Annotated in this window: 11 protein-coding genes; 5 read left to right on the top strand and 6 right to left on the bottom strand. The window is 37.7% G+C overall.

Features of this window, described 5'->3' with window-relative positions:
- The first annotated feature begins 313 nt into the window (after window positions 1-313).
- From rne to ABD005_RS11520, 3 genes are all read left to right on the top strand, one after another.
- The gene (gene rne, locus ABD005_RS11510; RefSeq protein ID WP_343817630.1) at window positions 314-3,394 is read left to right on the top strand and encodes a ribonuclease E; all 3,081 of its coding nucleotides are present in this window, start codon (window positions 314-316) and stop codon (window positions 3,392-3,394) included.
- Between the two features lie 273 nt (window positions 3,395-3,667).
- The gene (locus ABD005_RS11515; RefSeq protein ID WP_343817518.1) at window positions 3,668-4,099 is read left to right on the top strand and encodes a DUF4339 domain-containing protein; all 432 of its coding nucleotides are present in this window, start codon (window positions 3,668-3,670) and stop codon (window positions 4,097-4,099) included.
- A gap of 71 nt (window positions 4,100-4,170) precedes the next feature.
- Window positions 4,171-5,040, top strand: coding sequence for a GYF domain-containing protein (locus tag ABD005_RS11520; protein ID WP_215979218.1), 870 nt, complete (start codon window positions 4,171-4,173; stop codon window positions 5,038-5,040).
- 121 nt (window positions 5,041-5,161) lie between these two features.
- On the opposite strand, the gene ABD005_RS11525 is transcribed toward ABD005_RS11520, so the two are convergent.
- The 4 genes from ABD005_RS11525 to zwf form a co-directional block, all read right to left on the bottom strand.
- Entirely contained in the window at window positions 5,162-5,809 is a 648-nt protein-coding gene (locus ABD005_RS11525; protein ID WP_343817520.1) for a bifunctional 4-hydroxy-2-oxoglutarate aldolase/2-dehydro-3-deoxy-phosphogluconate aldolase, read from the bottom strand.
- 130 nt (window positions 5,810-5,939) lie between these two features.
- Window positions 5,940-7,751 (bottom strand): phosphogluconate dehydratase, encoded by a 1,812-nt coding sequence (gene edd, locus ABD005_RS11530; protein ID WP_215979220.1) that lies wholly within the window; start codon window positions 7,749-7,751, stop codon window positions 5,940-5,942.
- A 62-nt stretch (window positions 7,752-7,813) separates the two neighbouring features.
- A complete protein-coding gene (gene pgl, locus ABD005_RS11535; RefSeq protein ID WP_343817522.1) occupies window positions 7,814-8,509 on the bottom strand; it encodes a 6-phosphogluconolactonase in 696 nt (231 codons plus the stop codon).
- Window positions 8,510-8,511: 2 nt separating this feature from the next.
- Window positions 8,512-9,981 (bottom strand): glucose-6-phosphate dehydrogenase, encoded by a 1,470-nt coding sequence (zwf, locus tag ABD005_RS11540; RefSeq protein WP_215979222.1) that lies wholly within the window; start codon window positions 9,979-9,981, stop codon window positions 8,512-8,514.
- 487 nt (window positions 9,982-10,468) lie between these two features.
- On the opposite strand from zwf, the gene ABD005_RS11545 reads away from it, so the two are divergent.
- The gene (locus tag ABD005_RS11545; RefSeq protein WP_215979223.1) at window positions 10,469-11,317 is read left to right on the top strand and encodes a MurR/RpiR family transcriptional regulator; all 849 of its coding nucleotides are present in this window, start codon (window positions 10,469-10,471) and stop codon (window positions 11,315-11,317) included.
- Window positions 11,318-11,410: 93 nt separating this feature from the next.
- Window positions 11,411-12,862 (top strand): pyruvate kinase, encoded by a 1,452-nt coding sequence (gene pyk, locus ABD005_RS11550; RefSeq protein ID WP_215979224.1) that lies wholly within the window; start codon window positions 11,411-11,413, stop codon window positions 12,860-12,862.
- A 156-nt stretch (window positions 12,863-13,018) separates the two neighbouring features.
- On the opposite strand, the gene ABD005_RS11555 is transcribed toward pyk, so the two are convergent.
- Together ABD005_RS11555 and ABD005_RS11560 are read right to left on the bottom strand one after the other, a co-directional pair.
- The gene (locus ABD005_RS11555) at window positions 13,019-13,864 is read right to left on the bottom strand and encodes a LytR/AlgR family response regulator transcription factor (RefSeq protein ID WP_215979225.1); all 846 of its coding nucleotides are present in this window, start codon (window positions 13,862-13,864) and stop codon (window positions 13,019-13,021) included.
- Between the two features lie 69 nt (window positions 13,865-13,933).
- Window positions 13,934-15,022, bottom strand: a complete 1,089-nt coding sequence (locus ABD005_RS11560; RefSeq protein ID WP_343817524.1) for a sensor histidine kinase — start codon at window positions 15,020-15,022, stop codon at window positions 13,934-13,936.
- Window positions 15,023-15,094 lie beyond the last annotated feature (72 nt).

Below are 15,094 nucleotides of genomic sequence, written 5' to 3' on the forward strand. Positions count from 1 at the left end.
TTAACCAAATAAAATATAAACAGAACTCATTAAAAAATAAGTCTGTCGTTGCTTACTTTACCATTAACACTTCTTTTTATAAGCTGCACAGCACATATTGCTGGGCACATAAAGAAACAACTACAGTAAATACATATTAAGAATTAATGTGTTTGCTATTGAATATACAATCAAAATTTATAACAGCTTAACCTGGTAAAATGACAGGTTAATAATGACATCCGTGAGGCTGACAACTTGCTGTTACCTGAGAGAAAGATTGCTTTGTGCCTTAAGCAAGTAGTGTGTTGTGACTAAACGAGTCCGACAACCTATGAAACGTATGTTAATAAACGCTACCCAATCTGAAGAATTGCGTGTAGCACTAGTAGATGGCCAGAAACTATATGATTTAGATATCGAAAGTCCAGGTCACGAACAAAAAAAATCAAATATTTATAAAGCAAAAATCACGCGTATTGAACCTTCTTTAGAAGCCGCTTTCGTAGATTATGGCGCTGAACGCCATGGTTTCTTACCAATGAAAGAAATTGCACGTGAATATTTTCCAAAAGGTTACTCATTCCAAGGCCGTCCCAATATCAAAGAAGTATTGCGCGAAGGTCAAGAAGTTATCGTTCAAATAGATAAAGAAGAGCGCGGTCAAAAAGGTGCGGCTTTAACAACGTTTATCAGTTTAGCTGGTAGCTACTTAGTATTAATGCCAAATAACCCTCGCGCGGGTGGTATTTCTCGCAGAATTGAGGGCGATGAACGTACCGATTTAAAAGCATCATTAAGCAAACTTGACTTACCTAAAGGCATGGGCTTAATAGTACGCACTGCTGGTGTAGGTAAAGCTTATGATGAACTTGAGTGGGATTTAAGTGTATTATTACATCACTGGAAAGCCATTAGCGATGCTGCAGAAAGTAAGCCTGCCCCGTTTTTAATTCACCAAGAAACAAACTTAATTCTTCGCGCTATCCGTGACTATTTACGTCGTGACATCGGTGAAGTATTAATCGACAGACCAAAAACATTCGAAAGTGTTAAAAAGCATATTGAAGTAGTACGCCCTGACTTCCTAAGTAAAATCAAACTTTACACCAGTGACGTGCCTTTATTTACGCATTATCAAATTGAAACACAAATAGAGACAGCTTTTCAACGTGAAGTACGCTTACCTTCTGGTGGCTCAATTGTCATTGATCCTACTGAAGCAATGACATCAATTGATATCAACTCTGCTCGTGCCACTAAAGGTAGTGATATTGAAGAAACCGCCTTTAACACTAACTTGGAAGCCGCTGAAGAAATTGCTCGTCAATTGCGTCTACGTGACCTTGGTGGCTTAGTCGTTATTGATTTTATTGATATGACTCCAGTGCGTCATCAACGCGAAGTTGAAAACCGCATGCGTGATTCAGTACATCAAGACAGAGCTAGAATACAACTAGGTCGTATTTCTCGTTTTGGTTTACTAGAAATGTCTCGTCAACGTTTACGCCCATCGATTGGTGAAACGAGTCAAGGCGTATGTCCTCGTTGTAATGGTACTGGCCATGTAAGAGGTGTAGAGTCTCTTGCACTGTCAATTTTACGTTTAATGGAAGAAGAGGCCATTAAAGGTAATACCCTACATGTACAAGCTCAAGTGCCTGTTCCTGTTGCTACGTATTTATTAAATGAGAAACGTCGCTCAGTCATGCATATTGAAAAACACCATAATGTTCGTGTATTAATCATTCCAAACCCACATATGGATACACCACAATATGAAGTATTGCGTGTTAAAAATGATGATTCAATAGCCGAAGCTAGTTATGACCTACCAGTTAAACAAGCAGAGCTTGAAGAAGCTAAAATGCCTAAGTTTGACAAAGAAGCTCATAAGCGTGACGAGCCTATGATTCAAGGCATGTCTGCCCCACAACGTGCAAACAAGTCAGCAGAAAACATTGCTCCATCAAATAATACTAAAACAGCAGAGAAGACGACCGGCTTCTTTGGCTGGTTAAAAGGTTTATTTGTTAGCGAAGCTGTAGAAGAAGCACCTGTTGTTCCTGCAGAAAAACCAAAGCCAACACATGAAAAACGTAATAATTCTCGCCAAGGACAACGTCGTAATAATCGTGGTAACAACCGCAATAGAAACGATAAAAACAATGATGCATCAGGTAATCAGGCTAACGACAAAAAGGCTGAATCAAATAGAAATACTCGCCCTGCTCGTGATGACAATCAAAACCGCCCTAAAAAACAGCCGCGTAAAAACAACGATGCGGATAAAACACAAGGCGTAAAAGAAGAGAAAGTAGCTGAGCGCCGTCAACGTCGCAATAACCGTAAAAAAGTTAGAGTTAATAAAAACGAGCAAAACAACGCCAAAGACAATAAACTTGAGCAAACTGCTAAACCTCAACCTAAAAACACTAAAACTATACCAGCCAAAGAAGAGCATATCACTGCAAAAGAAGTGGCTATTGATGTTGATACGAGTGTTACGGCTGAAAATGCAGAAGTAAAAACAAGTGAAGATCGTCCTAGAAATCGTCGTTCTCCAAGGCATTTACGAGCTAATGGTCAACGTCGTCGTCGTAATAACGAAAACGATACACAAGCAAAACCTGATGAGATAAAGGCAGAGGTTACTACTGAACAAGTAACAGCTGTGACAAGTAATGATAGTGTATCAACTCAAGCTGATGATGCGGTAGAGGCCCGTTACCCTGAAGATAAAGACAATGTTGTTAAAGAAAATACTGTTAGTGCTGACACTAAAGATACTGCTGAGCCTGAAAAAACAGCAGTTACTTCGGCAAGCACTGAAGCTACTGAAACAGAGTCTAACAATACAATTTCTGAGCCAGAGTTTACTTTAGAGCAACCTAGTGTAGAAACTGTTGTTAATGAAGAAAAACAAAAGGCTGATGAAAAGGTAGTAACAAAAACAGATTCTACTGAAATACAACCAGACTTACCTTTTGAAGTCACGGAGCCTGTGCAAACACCTAAAGTTAACGTTGAACAAACAGTAGCAGCTCCTACAGTTAAAGAAACAACTACAGAGGTAATAACAAAAGCTAAAGAAGTTGAAGTTGCTGCAGCCGTAACACCAACAGAGGCAAAAGTTGAGCAAAATGAAGCCATAACAAAAAAAGTGGCTACAAAAGCAGTAAAGAAACAACAACCTAAAGATAAGAAACTTGCAAGACAAGTGAAAAAAGCAAATCGCTTATCTGGTAGAGCTTCTTCACCAATGACAAAGACGGTTACCATCACCACGATAAATGCTATTCCAACAGCATTTATGCCAGATAGTGAACGTCAAGTTCACAGTACTTCAGGTAAGTCAGCGGCGATTGCAGATGTAACGAGCCGAAGCACATCAGGAGCTCACAACCCTGCTTAACGTATAAAGGGGTTATATAATTTAAAGCCAATTATTAGTCATAATAATTGGCTTTTTTTATGCTCGGAATATTTCCTTCGCTTATTAAGTTGATATATATAAACTGCTTGACGCACACTGACACATCAAGGTAAATTAATCGTCAGGATTAAATGACTCAGTATTGCGTTTAGGTATATATTACACAGGCTTATGGTTTGCCTTGCTAGTTCAGCCAAATATTACCTAAAGAAACATCGCTACCAATGGAGTCCATATAAGGGTAAATAAATTATGAAAAAATGGTTTTTTTCTGACGATGGTAAAGTTACAGGCCCTTTCGGGCTAAAAGAATGCAATGATCTTATTGCAAAAAATCCAAGTTTATACGCATGGCACCCTTCGTATACACATTGGGTACCTGTAAGCTGCGTTGATGAGTTTGAAGTAGTTATTACCCCACCAGCTCCACCTATAGAAATACCACAAGATTTAATCGAAGGATTAATTGGTGAAGAGCAAGACTTAATCTCAACATTGGACCGAGTTGATAAAACAATTAAAATAACATCTGACTCCTTATATGAAATAGATGCAGAAGTTGATAATTACAGTCAAGTAACTCATAACTTAACAGAGCAAGTGAAAGTGGCGGTGAAGTCAATAGAAGAACAATATGCTTCATTACAAGTAAACTTAGCTAATGCAATTAAAACAGATTACTAACAAAACGGCTTATTTACATAATACAAGTATATTTTCACTTTAAAGAATTCAACAGATAAAGAGTAATGATGATGAAAAAATGGTTTTTTTCTGACAATGGTAAAGTCACTGCCCCATTAAGCCAAACGGAAGCAAGAGCTTACTTAGCAGATAACCCAACGGTTTATGGCTGGCACCCCTCATTTAGCCAATGGAAGCCTGTAACATGTATTCCAGAGTTTGCTGACATTGTGCCACTACCTGAGCAATCGTTATTAGTACCTAAAGAGTTAACTGATAAGTTTTTAGCGAAAAAGCAACGCTTGCAAACTAAATTAACCTCTATTGATGATAGTATTAAGCATACTCAATCTTCTTTAACTAAGTTTGAAAAGCAAATAGAAGACTATAAAGCCCTTACTCAAAACTTAAATGATGACGTTAAAGGCGCTATCGACAATATTGAGAAAAAATACTCTGGCTTAAACAAAAAAATTGCTCAAGTGAAAAATGCTATTAACATCGCTGAAGTCGAAATTAATGATGCTATAAAAAGCTTTGATCACCGCGTTAATTCTAATGATGTTTTCATGCCTTCTTGTCACGGCACAGTTAAACCTGCAAAGTCAGCACCATTAACTGAAGTAGAAGTTGCACAAAAAGCGAGTGAGGCTGCTCAAATTAGTAAAGCTAAACTCGCGCAAGCTAAATTAGCGACTCCGCATAAACGTGTCGAAGCTGAAAAGCCTGTCGAAGAAGTTGCTAAGAAAGAAGCACCTAAAAAAGAAGAGTCTGTAGCGAAAAATAAAGCCGAAGATGAAAGCAAAGCGAATAAAGAAGGCTTTGGTATGAAAAATATCATGAAATCGGTATTTAAAGGCGATAAGAAAGTAGAAAGCAGTGAAGAGCAGCCACCTATGTCAATGGCTGAACGTCTGAAAATGGCACAAAATAACACTTAGTTATTAGTCATGCTTTGAAATAAAAAAACCGCTAAATTAGCGGTTTTTTTATTATCTAAATATTCTTGTTACGGATTATTAAGTATATGAAGTATGCTCATATACTTAATATAGCAAGTCATTATCTAACGTGTGCTAATGCTTGATTGGCAAGTTTAGTAATTTCAGACCAATTCTTATTATTAACAATTTCATTTGATACTAACCAAGAGCCGCCACAACAAACAACATTTGGTAATGCCAAATAATCTCGAACATTATTTAGGTTAATTCCGCCTGTAGGGCAAAAACGAATATCAGGGAATGGTCCACCAATAGATTGAATCGCTTTTACGCCGCCAGAAGCTTCTGCTGGAAAGAATTTTAAATGATCGTAACCATAGTCTGCACCATCCATTAATTCTGATATTGATGAAATACCAGGAATTAATGCGATATTACTTTCATTACCTGCTTGTAATAAATCTTTAGTTAAGCCAGGACTAATAGCAAACTTTGCACCAGCATCATATGACTGCTGTAATTGCTGACGATTAGTTACTGTGCCAGAGCCTATAATGGCTTCTGGAAGCTCTTTAGCTATAATACTGATCACATCTAATGCCGCTGGAGTACGTAAAGTCACCTCTAGTACTTTAACATCTGCTGCAAGTAGTGCTTCAGCAATTGGCAATGCATCTTCAACCTTGTTAATGACTAAAACAGGAACAATAGGTCCCATCGCAAAAAGGTCCTTTGGCATAATTTGCCAATTTTTTGATACTGTCATAAATCCTCTTTATTTCTTGGCGATTACTTAACTCATGGAAAAATAGGCGCTGAATACTTTTAATTGTTAGTTTTAATAAGAAGCCCCAATAAGGGCTTCTCTGGTATTATTTGTTGTACGCGGTATCTTTCTAATCAAATAAAGAACATGCGCCAGTTTCGGCTGAGCTTAGGTTACGACGCATAAAGCCAAACAGTTCACGTCCCATGCCTTGATGATGACCATTTACTTGAAACTCAGCAATCTCACGGTTTGCTAACTCTTGTTCGTCAACTAATAAGCTTAACTCACCAGTTTCACCATTTAGGCTGATCATATCGCCAGTTTTAATCTTAGCGATTAAACCACCATCTAATGCTTCTGGACATAGGTGAATAGCAGCAGGAACTTTACCAGAAGCACCAGACATACGACCGTCAGTAACTAAAGCAACTTTAAAACCTTTGTCTTGTAATACACCAAGTAGTGGTGTCAATTTATGTAATTCAGGCATACCGCGCGCTTTAGGTCCTTGAAAGCGTACAACGGCTACTAAATCTTTTTCTAGTTCACCGGCATCAAAAGCGGTTTGCAATTCATTTTGATCTTCAAAAACAACAGCAGGAGCATTAATAACAAAGCTGCCTTCGCGTAAAGAAGAGGTTTTAATTACTGAAACCCCTAAGTTACCCTTAAGAACTCGTAAACCACCATCAACTTTAAATGGTTTAGCAACGGTTGCGATAACCTCTTCATCTAGAGATTTTTCAACACAATCAACCCACTTTAACTCGCCGTTTTCTAATACTGGTTTTTTGGTATAACGTGATAAGCCACGGCCACAAATGGTTTCAACATCTTCATGTACTAAACCATTTTCGATTAATTCTCTAAATAATAATGCCATACCGCCCGCTTCTTGGAAGTGGTTAATGTCTGCATGACCATTAGGATAAATACGCGTTAATAAAGGAACCGCTTCAGAGAGATCATTAAAGTCTTGGAAATTAATAATAATACCTGCAGCTTTAGCGAAGGCAATAATATGCATTGTTAAGTTAGTTGAACCACCTGTTGCTAATAACGCAACAATCGCATTAACAATAGAACGTTCATCAACCATTTTACCTACTGGCATATAATTGCCAGACTGTTGAGTTAAACGAGTAACTTGTCTAGAGGCCGCTTTAGTTAAAGCTTCACGTAATGGTGTGTTAGGTGCGATAAATGACGCGCCTGGTAAATGTAACCCCATCACTTCAACAACTAATTGGTTTGAGTTAGCCGTACCAAAGAAAGTACAAGTACCTGCTGAATGATATGATGCAGACTCAGCCTCAAGTAATGCCTCTTCATCAACTTCACCTTTAGCGAATTGTTGACGTACACGGGCTTTCTCTTTATTTGGAATACCTGAAGGCATTGGACCTGCTGGAATAAATACCGTTGGTAAATGACCAAAAGTCATACTAGCAATCAATAAGCCCGGTACAATTTTATCACAAATGCCTAACATAACAGCGCCATCGAACATGTTATGAGATAAGCCAACTGCGGTTGCCATCGCTATAACATCACGGCTCATCAGGCTTAAATCCATACCTGGTTGGCCTTGAGTAACACCATCACACATCGCTGGCACACCGCCTGCAAATTGAGCAACACCACCGGCTTCTTTAACCGCGGCTTTAATAACATCAGGATAAGTTTGGTATGGCTGATGAGCACTAAGCATATCATTGTAAGCTGAAACAATAGCGATATCTGAATGGTGTATACCACGTAATGATGCCTTGTCATCTTTACCACAAGCAGCAAAACCGTGTGCTAAGTTACCACATGACAAGCTAGCACGGTGTACCGTACCTGATTTAGCGCCATCAATTTTGGCTAAATATTCAGCGCGTGTTTTAGCACTACGTTTTATAATTCGTTCGGTGATATCTACTATTTGCTGTTTCATTTACTCTCTCAATTTTTATACTTTTATGTGTATTTAGTACTCAAAATTTATGGGCATGCGACTTACGGCGCCCAATATACTTTGGTATCGACATTAGGGTCTTGTAAAAATGCGCGTATTGGCATTTCAAATTCATCACTACCATTTAATGCTTGAGTAAGGACCGTTTGCTTATTTTCTCCACACAGGTGAAGAAAAGTGTTTTGGCTAGTGCTCAAACTAGCAAAACTAAAGCTAATACGTTGATGTGGCGCTGTTTTAGGCTGAACAGCTAATAAAGCTGCTGAATTGTCGCGAGCAAGACCTTGTGTTATTTCATCACTACATGGAAACAACGACGCAGTATGCCCGTCTTCACCCATACCTAAAATCAAGACATCCAGGGGTAATAAACTATTTTTTGCTGCTAAATTTAAATCATCAAGGGTTTCACCTGTTAACTCATTTCCTTGTTTAAGATGAAAAAACTTAGCGTTGGCTGCTTTGTTTTGTAATAAGTTTTCATGAACTAAACGTGTATTACTGGCATCGCTATCCATACTTACCCAGCGCTCATCAGCTAAAGTTATGGTAACTTTTGACCAATCTAAATCGCACTGCGATAACAATTCAAAAAAACCTTTCGGCGTTGAACCACCCGATACAGCAATACTTGCTTTACCTTTATTTTTAATCGCTTGCGCTAAAAGATCACTCACTTGAGTTGCTAATGCTTGGTCTAAGTTATTACGCGTCGAAAATGTCGTTAAATGGTGCATAATTACTCCACCCACTGGCGATCATCGCGGGCAATCAATGATATAGATGAAACGGGACCCCATGAACCTGCTGGGTAAGGCTTAGGTGTTTCATTCGTGGTTTGCCATGCATCAATAATACTATCAGCCCAAATCCATGCAGCTTCAACTTCATCGCGACTAACAAATAACGATTGGTTACCGTTAAGTACTTCAAGCATTAAACGCTCGTACGCATCAACAACGCGTTCATCGTTATAAGTTTTAGAAAAACTTAAATCTAGCTTGTTTTCTTGGATGTTCATTTGTGAAGCAATACCAGGGATTTTATTCATCATTTGTAATTCAACCCCTTCATCCGGTTGCAAACGAATAGTCAGCTTATTTGACGGTAAATCACTGTAGCTATCTTTAAAGATATTATGAGGTTGCTGCTTGAAGTGGACGACTATTTCACTATGCTTCTTAGGCATACGTTTACCCGTTCTTAGATAGAATGGTACACCCTTCCAGCGCCAGTTATCGATTTCAGCTTTAATTGCAACAAATGTTTCAGTGTTACTATTTTCATTAGCGCCTTCTTCATTAAGGTAGCCTGGTACTGGCACACCATTAAGGAAACCGTCGCTGTACTGACCACGCACCGCTTTATCTTTAATGTTATCGCGATTAATAGGTTGTAATGCTTTAACAACTTTTAATTTTTCAGCGCGAACACTATCAGCACTTAAATCTGCAGGAGGCTCCATGGCAAGTAACGATAATATTTGTAATAAATGATTTTGTACCATGTCGCGCATTTGACCCGCTTCATCGTAAAAACCCCAACGCCCTTCAATACCAACACTTTCTGCCACCGTAATTTGTACATGATCAATACAGTTACGATCCCAGTTATTGGTAAACAATGAGTTGGCAAAACGTAATACTAATAAGTTTAGAACTGTTTCTTTACCTAAATAATGGTCAATACGATAAGTTTGGTTTTCTTTAAAGAACTCGGAGACTTGGTTATTAATTTCAATAGACGATTCAAGTGAGTGACCAATAGGTTTTTCCATGACAACACGATCAGCATCACAAATCAGCTTAGCACTATCTAAACCTTTACAAATGTCACCATAAATAGCTGGTGGTGTAGAGAAGTAATAAACACGAGTCTCATTACCTTGCGCTAATGTTTCTTTAAGCTGTTCAAATGAGCTACTGTCTTTAAAATCAAGTTGCTGATAAACCATACGATTCATAAAGCGTGCTAAAACGTCTTTATCAATGGTTTCTTTAACAAAATTATTGATATTCTCTAATACAATCGCTTTAAACTCTTCAAGAGTATGCTCTTGGCGTGCAGCACCTACAATGCGGCTATCTTCATTAATTAAGCCACAAACTTCTAATTGGTATAGTGCGGGTAATAATTTGCGGCGAGATAAATCGCCTAATGCGCCAAAAATGACAATTTCACTTGCAACTTGATAATCTAATTTACTCATAGAATGTCTCTTTAATACTCTTTGTTAGTTTTATTTATATGCTGACTCAGCTTTAATGCATCATTATACCAAGCTTGCAGTAAAAAACTTAATTTGTAACTAAACTACATATACATCTAATTTAGCGGTTGTTTAGGGATCAGTAAAGAACTTTTTGTAATTTTACTACATAAAATCATCTAGCCTGCTATTTTATGCCTCGAGTGTAAGTATTTTTGATCAAACACAATAATTAATAGAAAATTAAAGGCGTAAAGCTGAGATAGGTGAAATCGTCATTTGCTAAATACGGGCTATTTATTTAAGATGTGATAACAATTATGAAATAAAATTTCATTTTTTCTGTTCCTTAGGCAGGAAATAAATTACAGTATAGCAATATAGTCCATTCTTTATGGCTGGCTATCATTGTAATATTGTTAGAATGACAACAATTATAACTTAATAATAAAGTTTACTAATTAAAGAGATCTAGGATCAGAACATAATGAACATATTAGAAAAGATCACCAACGAACTAGACATGCTCAGTAAATCAGAACGCAAAGTAGCTGAGGTGATTCTCGCTTCGCCTAGTACCGTAATTCACTCTAGTATTGCCGCATTAGCAAAACAAGCTAACATCAGTGAACCTACTGTTAACCGTTTTTGTCGCCGTTTAGATACTAAAGGCTATCCTGATTTCAAGCTTCACTTGGCACAAAGCCTTGCCAATGGTACGCCTTATGTTAACCGTCATGTTGACGAGAATGATAGTGCTGACGAATACACAGCTAAAATTTTTGAATCGACCATGGCAAGTCTTGAACTTGCTCGTAAAAGTTTAGATACCAGCGTAATTAATCGTTCAGTTGATGTACTAACGCAAGCAAATAAAATTTCATTCTTTGGTTTAGGTGCCTCTGCTATTGTGGCTCATGATGCGCAAAACAAGTTCTTCCGCTTCAATGTACCTGTGGTCTACTTTGATGACATATTAATGCAACGTATGAGTGCTATAAATAGTCAACAAGGTGATGTAGTTATTGTGATATCGCATACCGGTCGAACAAAATCTTTAGTTGAAGTAGCCGCCCTAGCAAAAGAAAACGATGCAACGGTTATTGGTATCACTACAACAGGTACGCCATTAGCAAAAGAATGTAGCATTGTGTTATCAGTGGACGTATCTGAAGACACCGACTTATACATGCCAATGTCTTCACGTATTGCGCAGCTTGCCTTAATTGATGTATTAGCAACAGGCTTTACATTACGTAGAGGCAGCAAATTTAGAGATAACTTGAAAAAAGTAAAAGATAGCTTAAGAAGCTCACGCTTTGAACGTAAAGATTAATAACATATCCTGGTCACTTTAGTATCACTAAATTGTACCTGTAATAAGAAAGATAAATTCTAATCAAAAATTTAAAAATTCAAGAGGATTAAAATGCCTAGAAGAACGAAGATTGTTGCCACCTTAGGTCCTGCAACAGATGACAGAGAAGTATTAAAGAATGTACTTGCCGCTGGTGTAAACGTTGTTAGATTAAACTTTTCTCACGGTATCCCGCAAGATCACATTGACCGTGCCAACAATGTTAGAGAAATCGCCAAAGAGTTAGGTGTTTATGTTGGTGTTTTAGGTGACTTACAAGGACCTAAAATTCGTATTTCTACGTTTAAAGATGGCCCTATTAAGTTGGCTATTGGCGATAAATTTGAATTAGATGCAACCTTAGAAAAAGGCCAAGGCTGTCAAGAGAAAGTTGGTATCGATTATAAAAAGTTAGTACAAGATGTTTCTACTGGCGATATTTTATTACTTGACGATGGCCGTGTGCAATTAAAAGTATTATCAACGTCAGAAAACTCAGTTTTCACTGAAGTAACTGTTGGTGGTCCATTATCAAATAACAAAGGTATCAATCGTCAAGGTGGTGGCTTAACAGCTCCTGCGTTAACGGCTAAAGATAAAGAAGACATTAAACTAGCGGCTGAAATTGGCGTAGACTTTCTTGCGGTATCTTTCCCACGTGATGCTGCTGATATGCGTGAAGCACGTTTATTAGCACAAGAAGCGGGTTGTGATGCTCGCCTTGTATCAAAAATTGAACGTGCTGAAGCAGTAAATGATGACAAAGTACTTGATGGTATTATTCTAGCTTCTGATGTTGTTATGGTAGCCCGTGGTGACTTAGGTGTTGAAATTGGTGATGCTGAACTTGTTGGTAAGCAAAAGCATATTATTGCGCGCTCTCGCCAGCTTAACCGCGTTGTGATCACCGCAACACAAATGATGGAAACCATGATAGAACAACCAATGCCAACACGTGCCGAGGTAATGGATGTTTCAAATGCTGTGCTTGATGGTACCGATGCGGTAATGCTAAGTGCTGAAACAGCCGCAGGTAAATACCCAGTAGAAACTGTTAAAGCAATGGCGAATGTATGTTGTGGTGCTGAAAAACATCGTTCAGTTAACATTTCTAATCATCGCATGGAGCTTAAGTTTACTGAAATTTCAGAAACTGTAGCTTTATCAGCAATGTATGCCGCTAACCATCTTGATGGCGTGAAAGCAATTATTTCATTAACTGAGTCAGGACAAACCAGTAAACTAATGTCACGCATTACTTCTGGCCTACCTATTTTCTCGTTATCGAGACATGCAAAAACATTAAGCAAAACGGCAATTTATCGCGGTGTTTACCCAGTGTCATTTGACTCAACAAAAAGTGATGTTCAACATTTAAGTGATGACATTTTAAAAGCGGTATGTAGCAAGTCTGATTTAGCTGTTGGCGATAAAGTCATTTTAACGCACGGTGATATGATGGAAACGGTTGGTGCATCTAACACATTAAAAGTGTTAACGATTGCTAAAAAGCATTTAAGCTAGTTAAGCTGAATTCGGGTTCACCGCTTAATATATTTACTAAGTAATGATAAAAAGAGCAACAAGGCTATCACCTTTTGCTCTTTTTTTTGTCTTATTTAAAGGCTATGCTCAGAAAATTAAGTCAATGCCCCAAAATCAATTACTAGCGCATTATAATTAGCTATTTACCGCTTGTTTAACTTTATCTTTATAACTTCGGCTTACTTTTAATTCTTTACCATTTTGCAGCACTAAATAATACTCGCCATTCATTTGGCTGTAGAACTTTTCAATGTAATGCTTATTAACAATGGTTGATCTGTGATTACGAATAAACTGTTTAGGGTCTAGACACTCTTCAAGCTCTTTCATGGTCTTACGTAGAATATGAGTGCTCTCTTCGCTGTTATTATGCTTATTCGTGTTTACCACATGTACGCACATATAATCACCCGCAGCATCTATCCAAAGAATATCTTTGACCGGTACCCGGCTTACTTCACCACCATCTTTAATCGCTAAAATATCAGAATACGTCGAAATACTCAGTTCTTGATTACTGTCTAGCTCTGTTAATATTTGCTGATAGTCGTTACCCGTAACATCGCTTACTAAGCGTACTAATTTTGATTTATGAACGCTATTTATGCTGTTTTGAAAATATTCTCTAATTTTTTCCATCGTTTGATTAAGACGAGACTCATCCGCAGGCTTTAGAATATAATCAAGGGCATGTACTTCAAAGGCTTTAATGGCATATTGATCAAACGCGGTCACAAATACCACCACAGGCATTTTTAAGCCCTGCTCAATAACACTTTCAATCACATCAAAACCATTAAGGCCTGGCATTTGAATATCAAGAAACATTAAATCTGGCGAGTAGGCACGAATGGCTTCTATGGCCTCACGTCCATTGCAGCATTGCGCAATTAATTCTATATCATGATATTCAGCTAACCTTACCGCTAACCCTCGGCGTGCTAGCGGTTCATCATCAACAATAATACTTTTAAATGACATAACGTATCCGTAGAAAACTTAAAGGAGAATTACCCTACCAATCACATTAATTAAACCATTACGTGTTAATTAACTGAGCTCAAATGGCATACGAATATTAACTTTAACACCTGATGGTACATTATGAGAAACAACTAAGGAAAATTTATTACCGTATAAAGTTTGTAAACGTTCACGGGTATTAACTAAACCGACACCACTTTCTCGATGAAGATTACCGTCTATCACTTCAGCACCAGGGCCGTTATCAGCAACTTCAACAAGTAAATCATTAGCAAAGCGTGTTACTGAAATAGTGATGCTACCACCTTGTTCCTGTACTGCAATAGCATGTTTTATCGCATTCTCAGCCAAGGGTTGTAAAATCATACTTGGTACTAAGGCTTGCTGACAGCTTTCATCAATATGAAAATGTAAGTTTAACCTGTCTTCAAATCGCACTTTTTCAATAGCTAAATACAACTGTAATGCTTGTACCTCACTCTCAAGCTGTACTTTTTTCATCGGATCTTGATCAAGCGAGTAACGCAAAAACTCACTCAATTTAGTTACCATTGAATTAGCGGTATTATTTTCTTTAACTAAAATTAGCGTTGAAATAGCATTAAGTGTATTGAATAAAAAGTGTGGATTAAGTTGATATCTCAGCATTTTAAGTTGTGCTTGATGAGCAACGGCATTGGCTTTTAATACGTTTTGTTTTTCTATTTGCAGCATTTGGTAATATTTACTGCCAAAGTACAAGCCACTCCAACTTAAAATAATGTAGAAAGAGCTCAAGGTCGATTGAGTATACATCCACCAAAATTCGGGCTTATAACCATGCTTATAAATTTCCCAGTGATTAAAGTTTTTAACCACTTGCCATAATACCCCCGCAAAATACGAAGATAAGATAACCACAAGCGCTATTTTTAAGGGTGGTAGATTCCAGGCTTTTTGATAAATAAAGCGTAAAGGAACGGTAAGCAACCAACCTGCATAAGCATTTAAGAAAATAATAACAACAAAAATATCGCGTAATTCATCATGTTGCAGTGATCCAAGATAATGAATAAACGCGAAACTAAACCAGCCTGCGGTATGCGCAAGCCAAAAGAGACGATTTCTGTTTTCTAATAATTCTTGCCAATTCACAAACGACAACCATTGAGTCATGATAAAACTAATTATGCGCTAATCACTTTATTAATGCATTGCCTTTAAACTTGATATTCCTACGGTTTATCG

The sequence above is a fragment of the Colwellia asteriadis genome, assembly GCF_039523295.1.
In the GTDB taxonomy this organism is placed as follows: domain Bacteria; phylum Pseudomonadota; class Gammaproteobacteria; order Enterobacterales; family Alteromonadaceae; genus Colwellia; species Colwellia asteriadis.

What these genes read in the sequence shown, in the direction of transcription:
- zwf (WP_215979222.1), bottom strand. Translation starts at nt 9,981, where the DNA reads ATGAGTAAATTAGATTATCAAGTTGCAAGTGAAATTGTCATTTTTGGC.
- ABD005_RS11515 (WP_343817518.1), top strand. Translation starts at nt 3,668, where the DNA reads ATGAAAAAATGGTTTTTTTCTGACGATGGTAAAGTTACAGGCCCTTTC.
- rne (WP_343817630.1), top strand. Translation starts at nt 314, where the DNA reads ATGAAACGTATGTTAATAAACGCTACCCAATCTGAAGAATTGCGTGTA.
- ABD005_RS11555 (WP_215979225.1), bottom strand. Translation starts at nt 13,864, where the DNA reads ATGTCATTTAAAAGTATTATTGTTGATGATGAACCGCTAGCACGCCGA.
- ABD005_RS11520 (WP_215979218.1), top strand. Translation starts at nt 4,171, where the DNA reads ATGAAAAAATGGTTTTTTTCTGACAATGGTAAAGTCACTGCCCCATTA.
- ABD005_RS11560 (WP_343817524.1), bottom strand. Translation starts at nt 15,022, where the DNA reads ATGACTCAATGGTTGTCGTTTGTGAATTGGCAAGAATTATTAGAAAAC.
- ABD005_RS11545 (WP_215979223.1), top strand. Translation starts at nt 10,469, where the DNA reads ATGAACATATTAGAAAAGATCACCAACGAACTAGACATGCTCAGTAAA.
- edd (WP_215979220.1), bottom strand. Translation starts at nt 7,751, where the DNA reads ATGAAACAGCAAATAGTAGATATCACCGAACGAATTATAAAACGTAGT.
- pgl (WP_343817522.1), bottom strand. Translation starts at nt 8,509, where the DNA reads ATGCACCATTTAACGACATTTTCGACGCGTAATAACTTAGACCAAGCA.
- pyk (WP_215979224.1), top strand. Translation starts at nt 11,411, where the DNA reads ATGCCTAGAAGAACGAAGATTGTTGCCACCTTAGGTCCTGCAACAGAT.
- ABD005_RS11525 (WP_343817520.1), bottom strand. Translation starts at nt 5,809, where the DNA reads ATGACAGTATCAAAAAATTGGCAAATTATGCCAAAGGACCTTTTTGCG.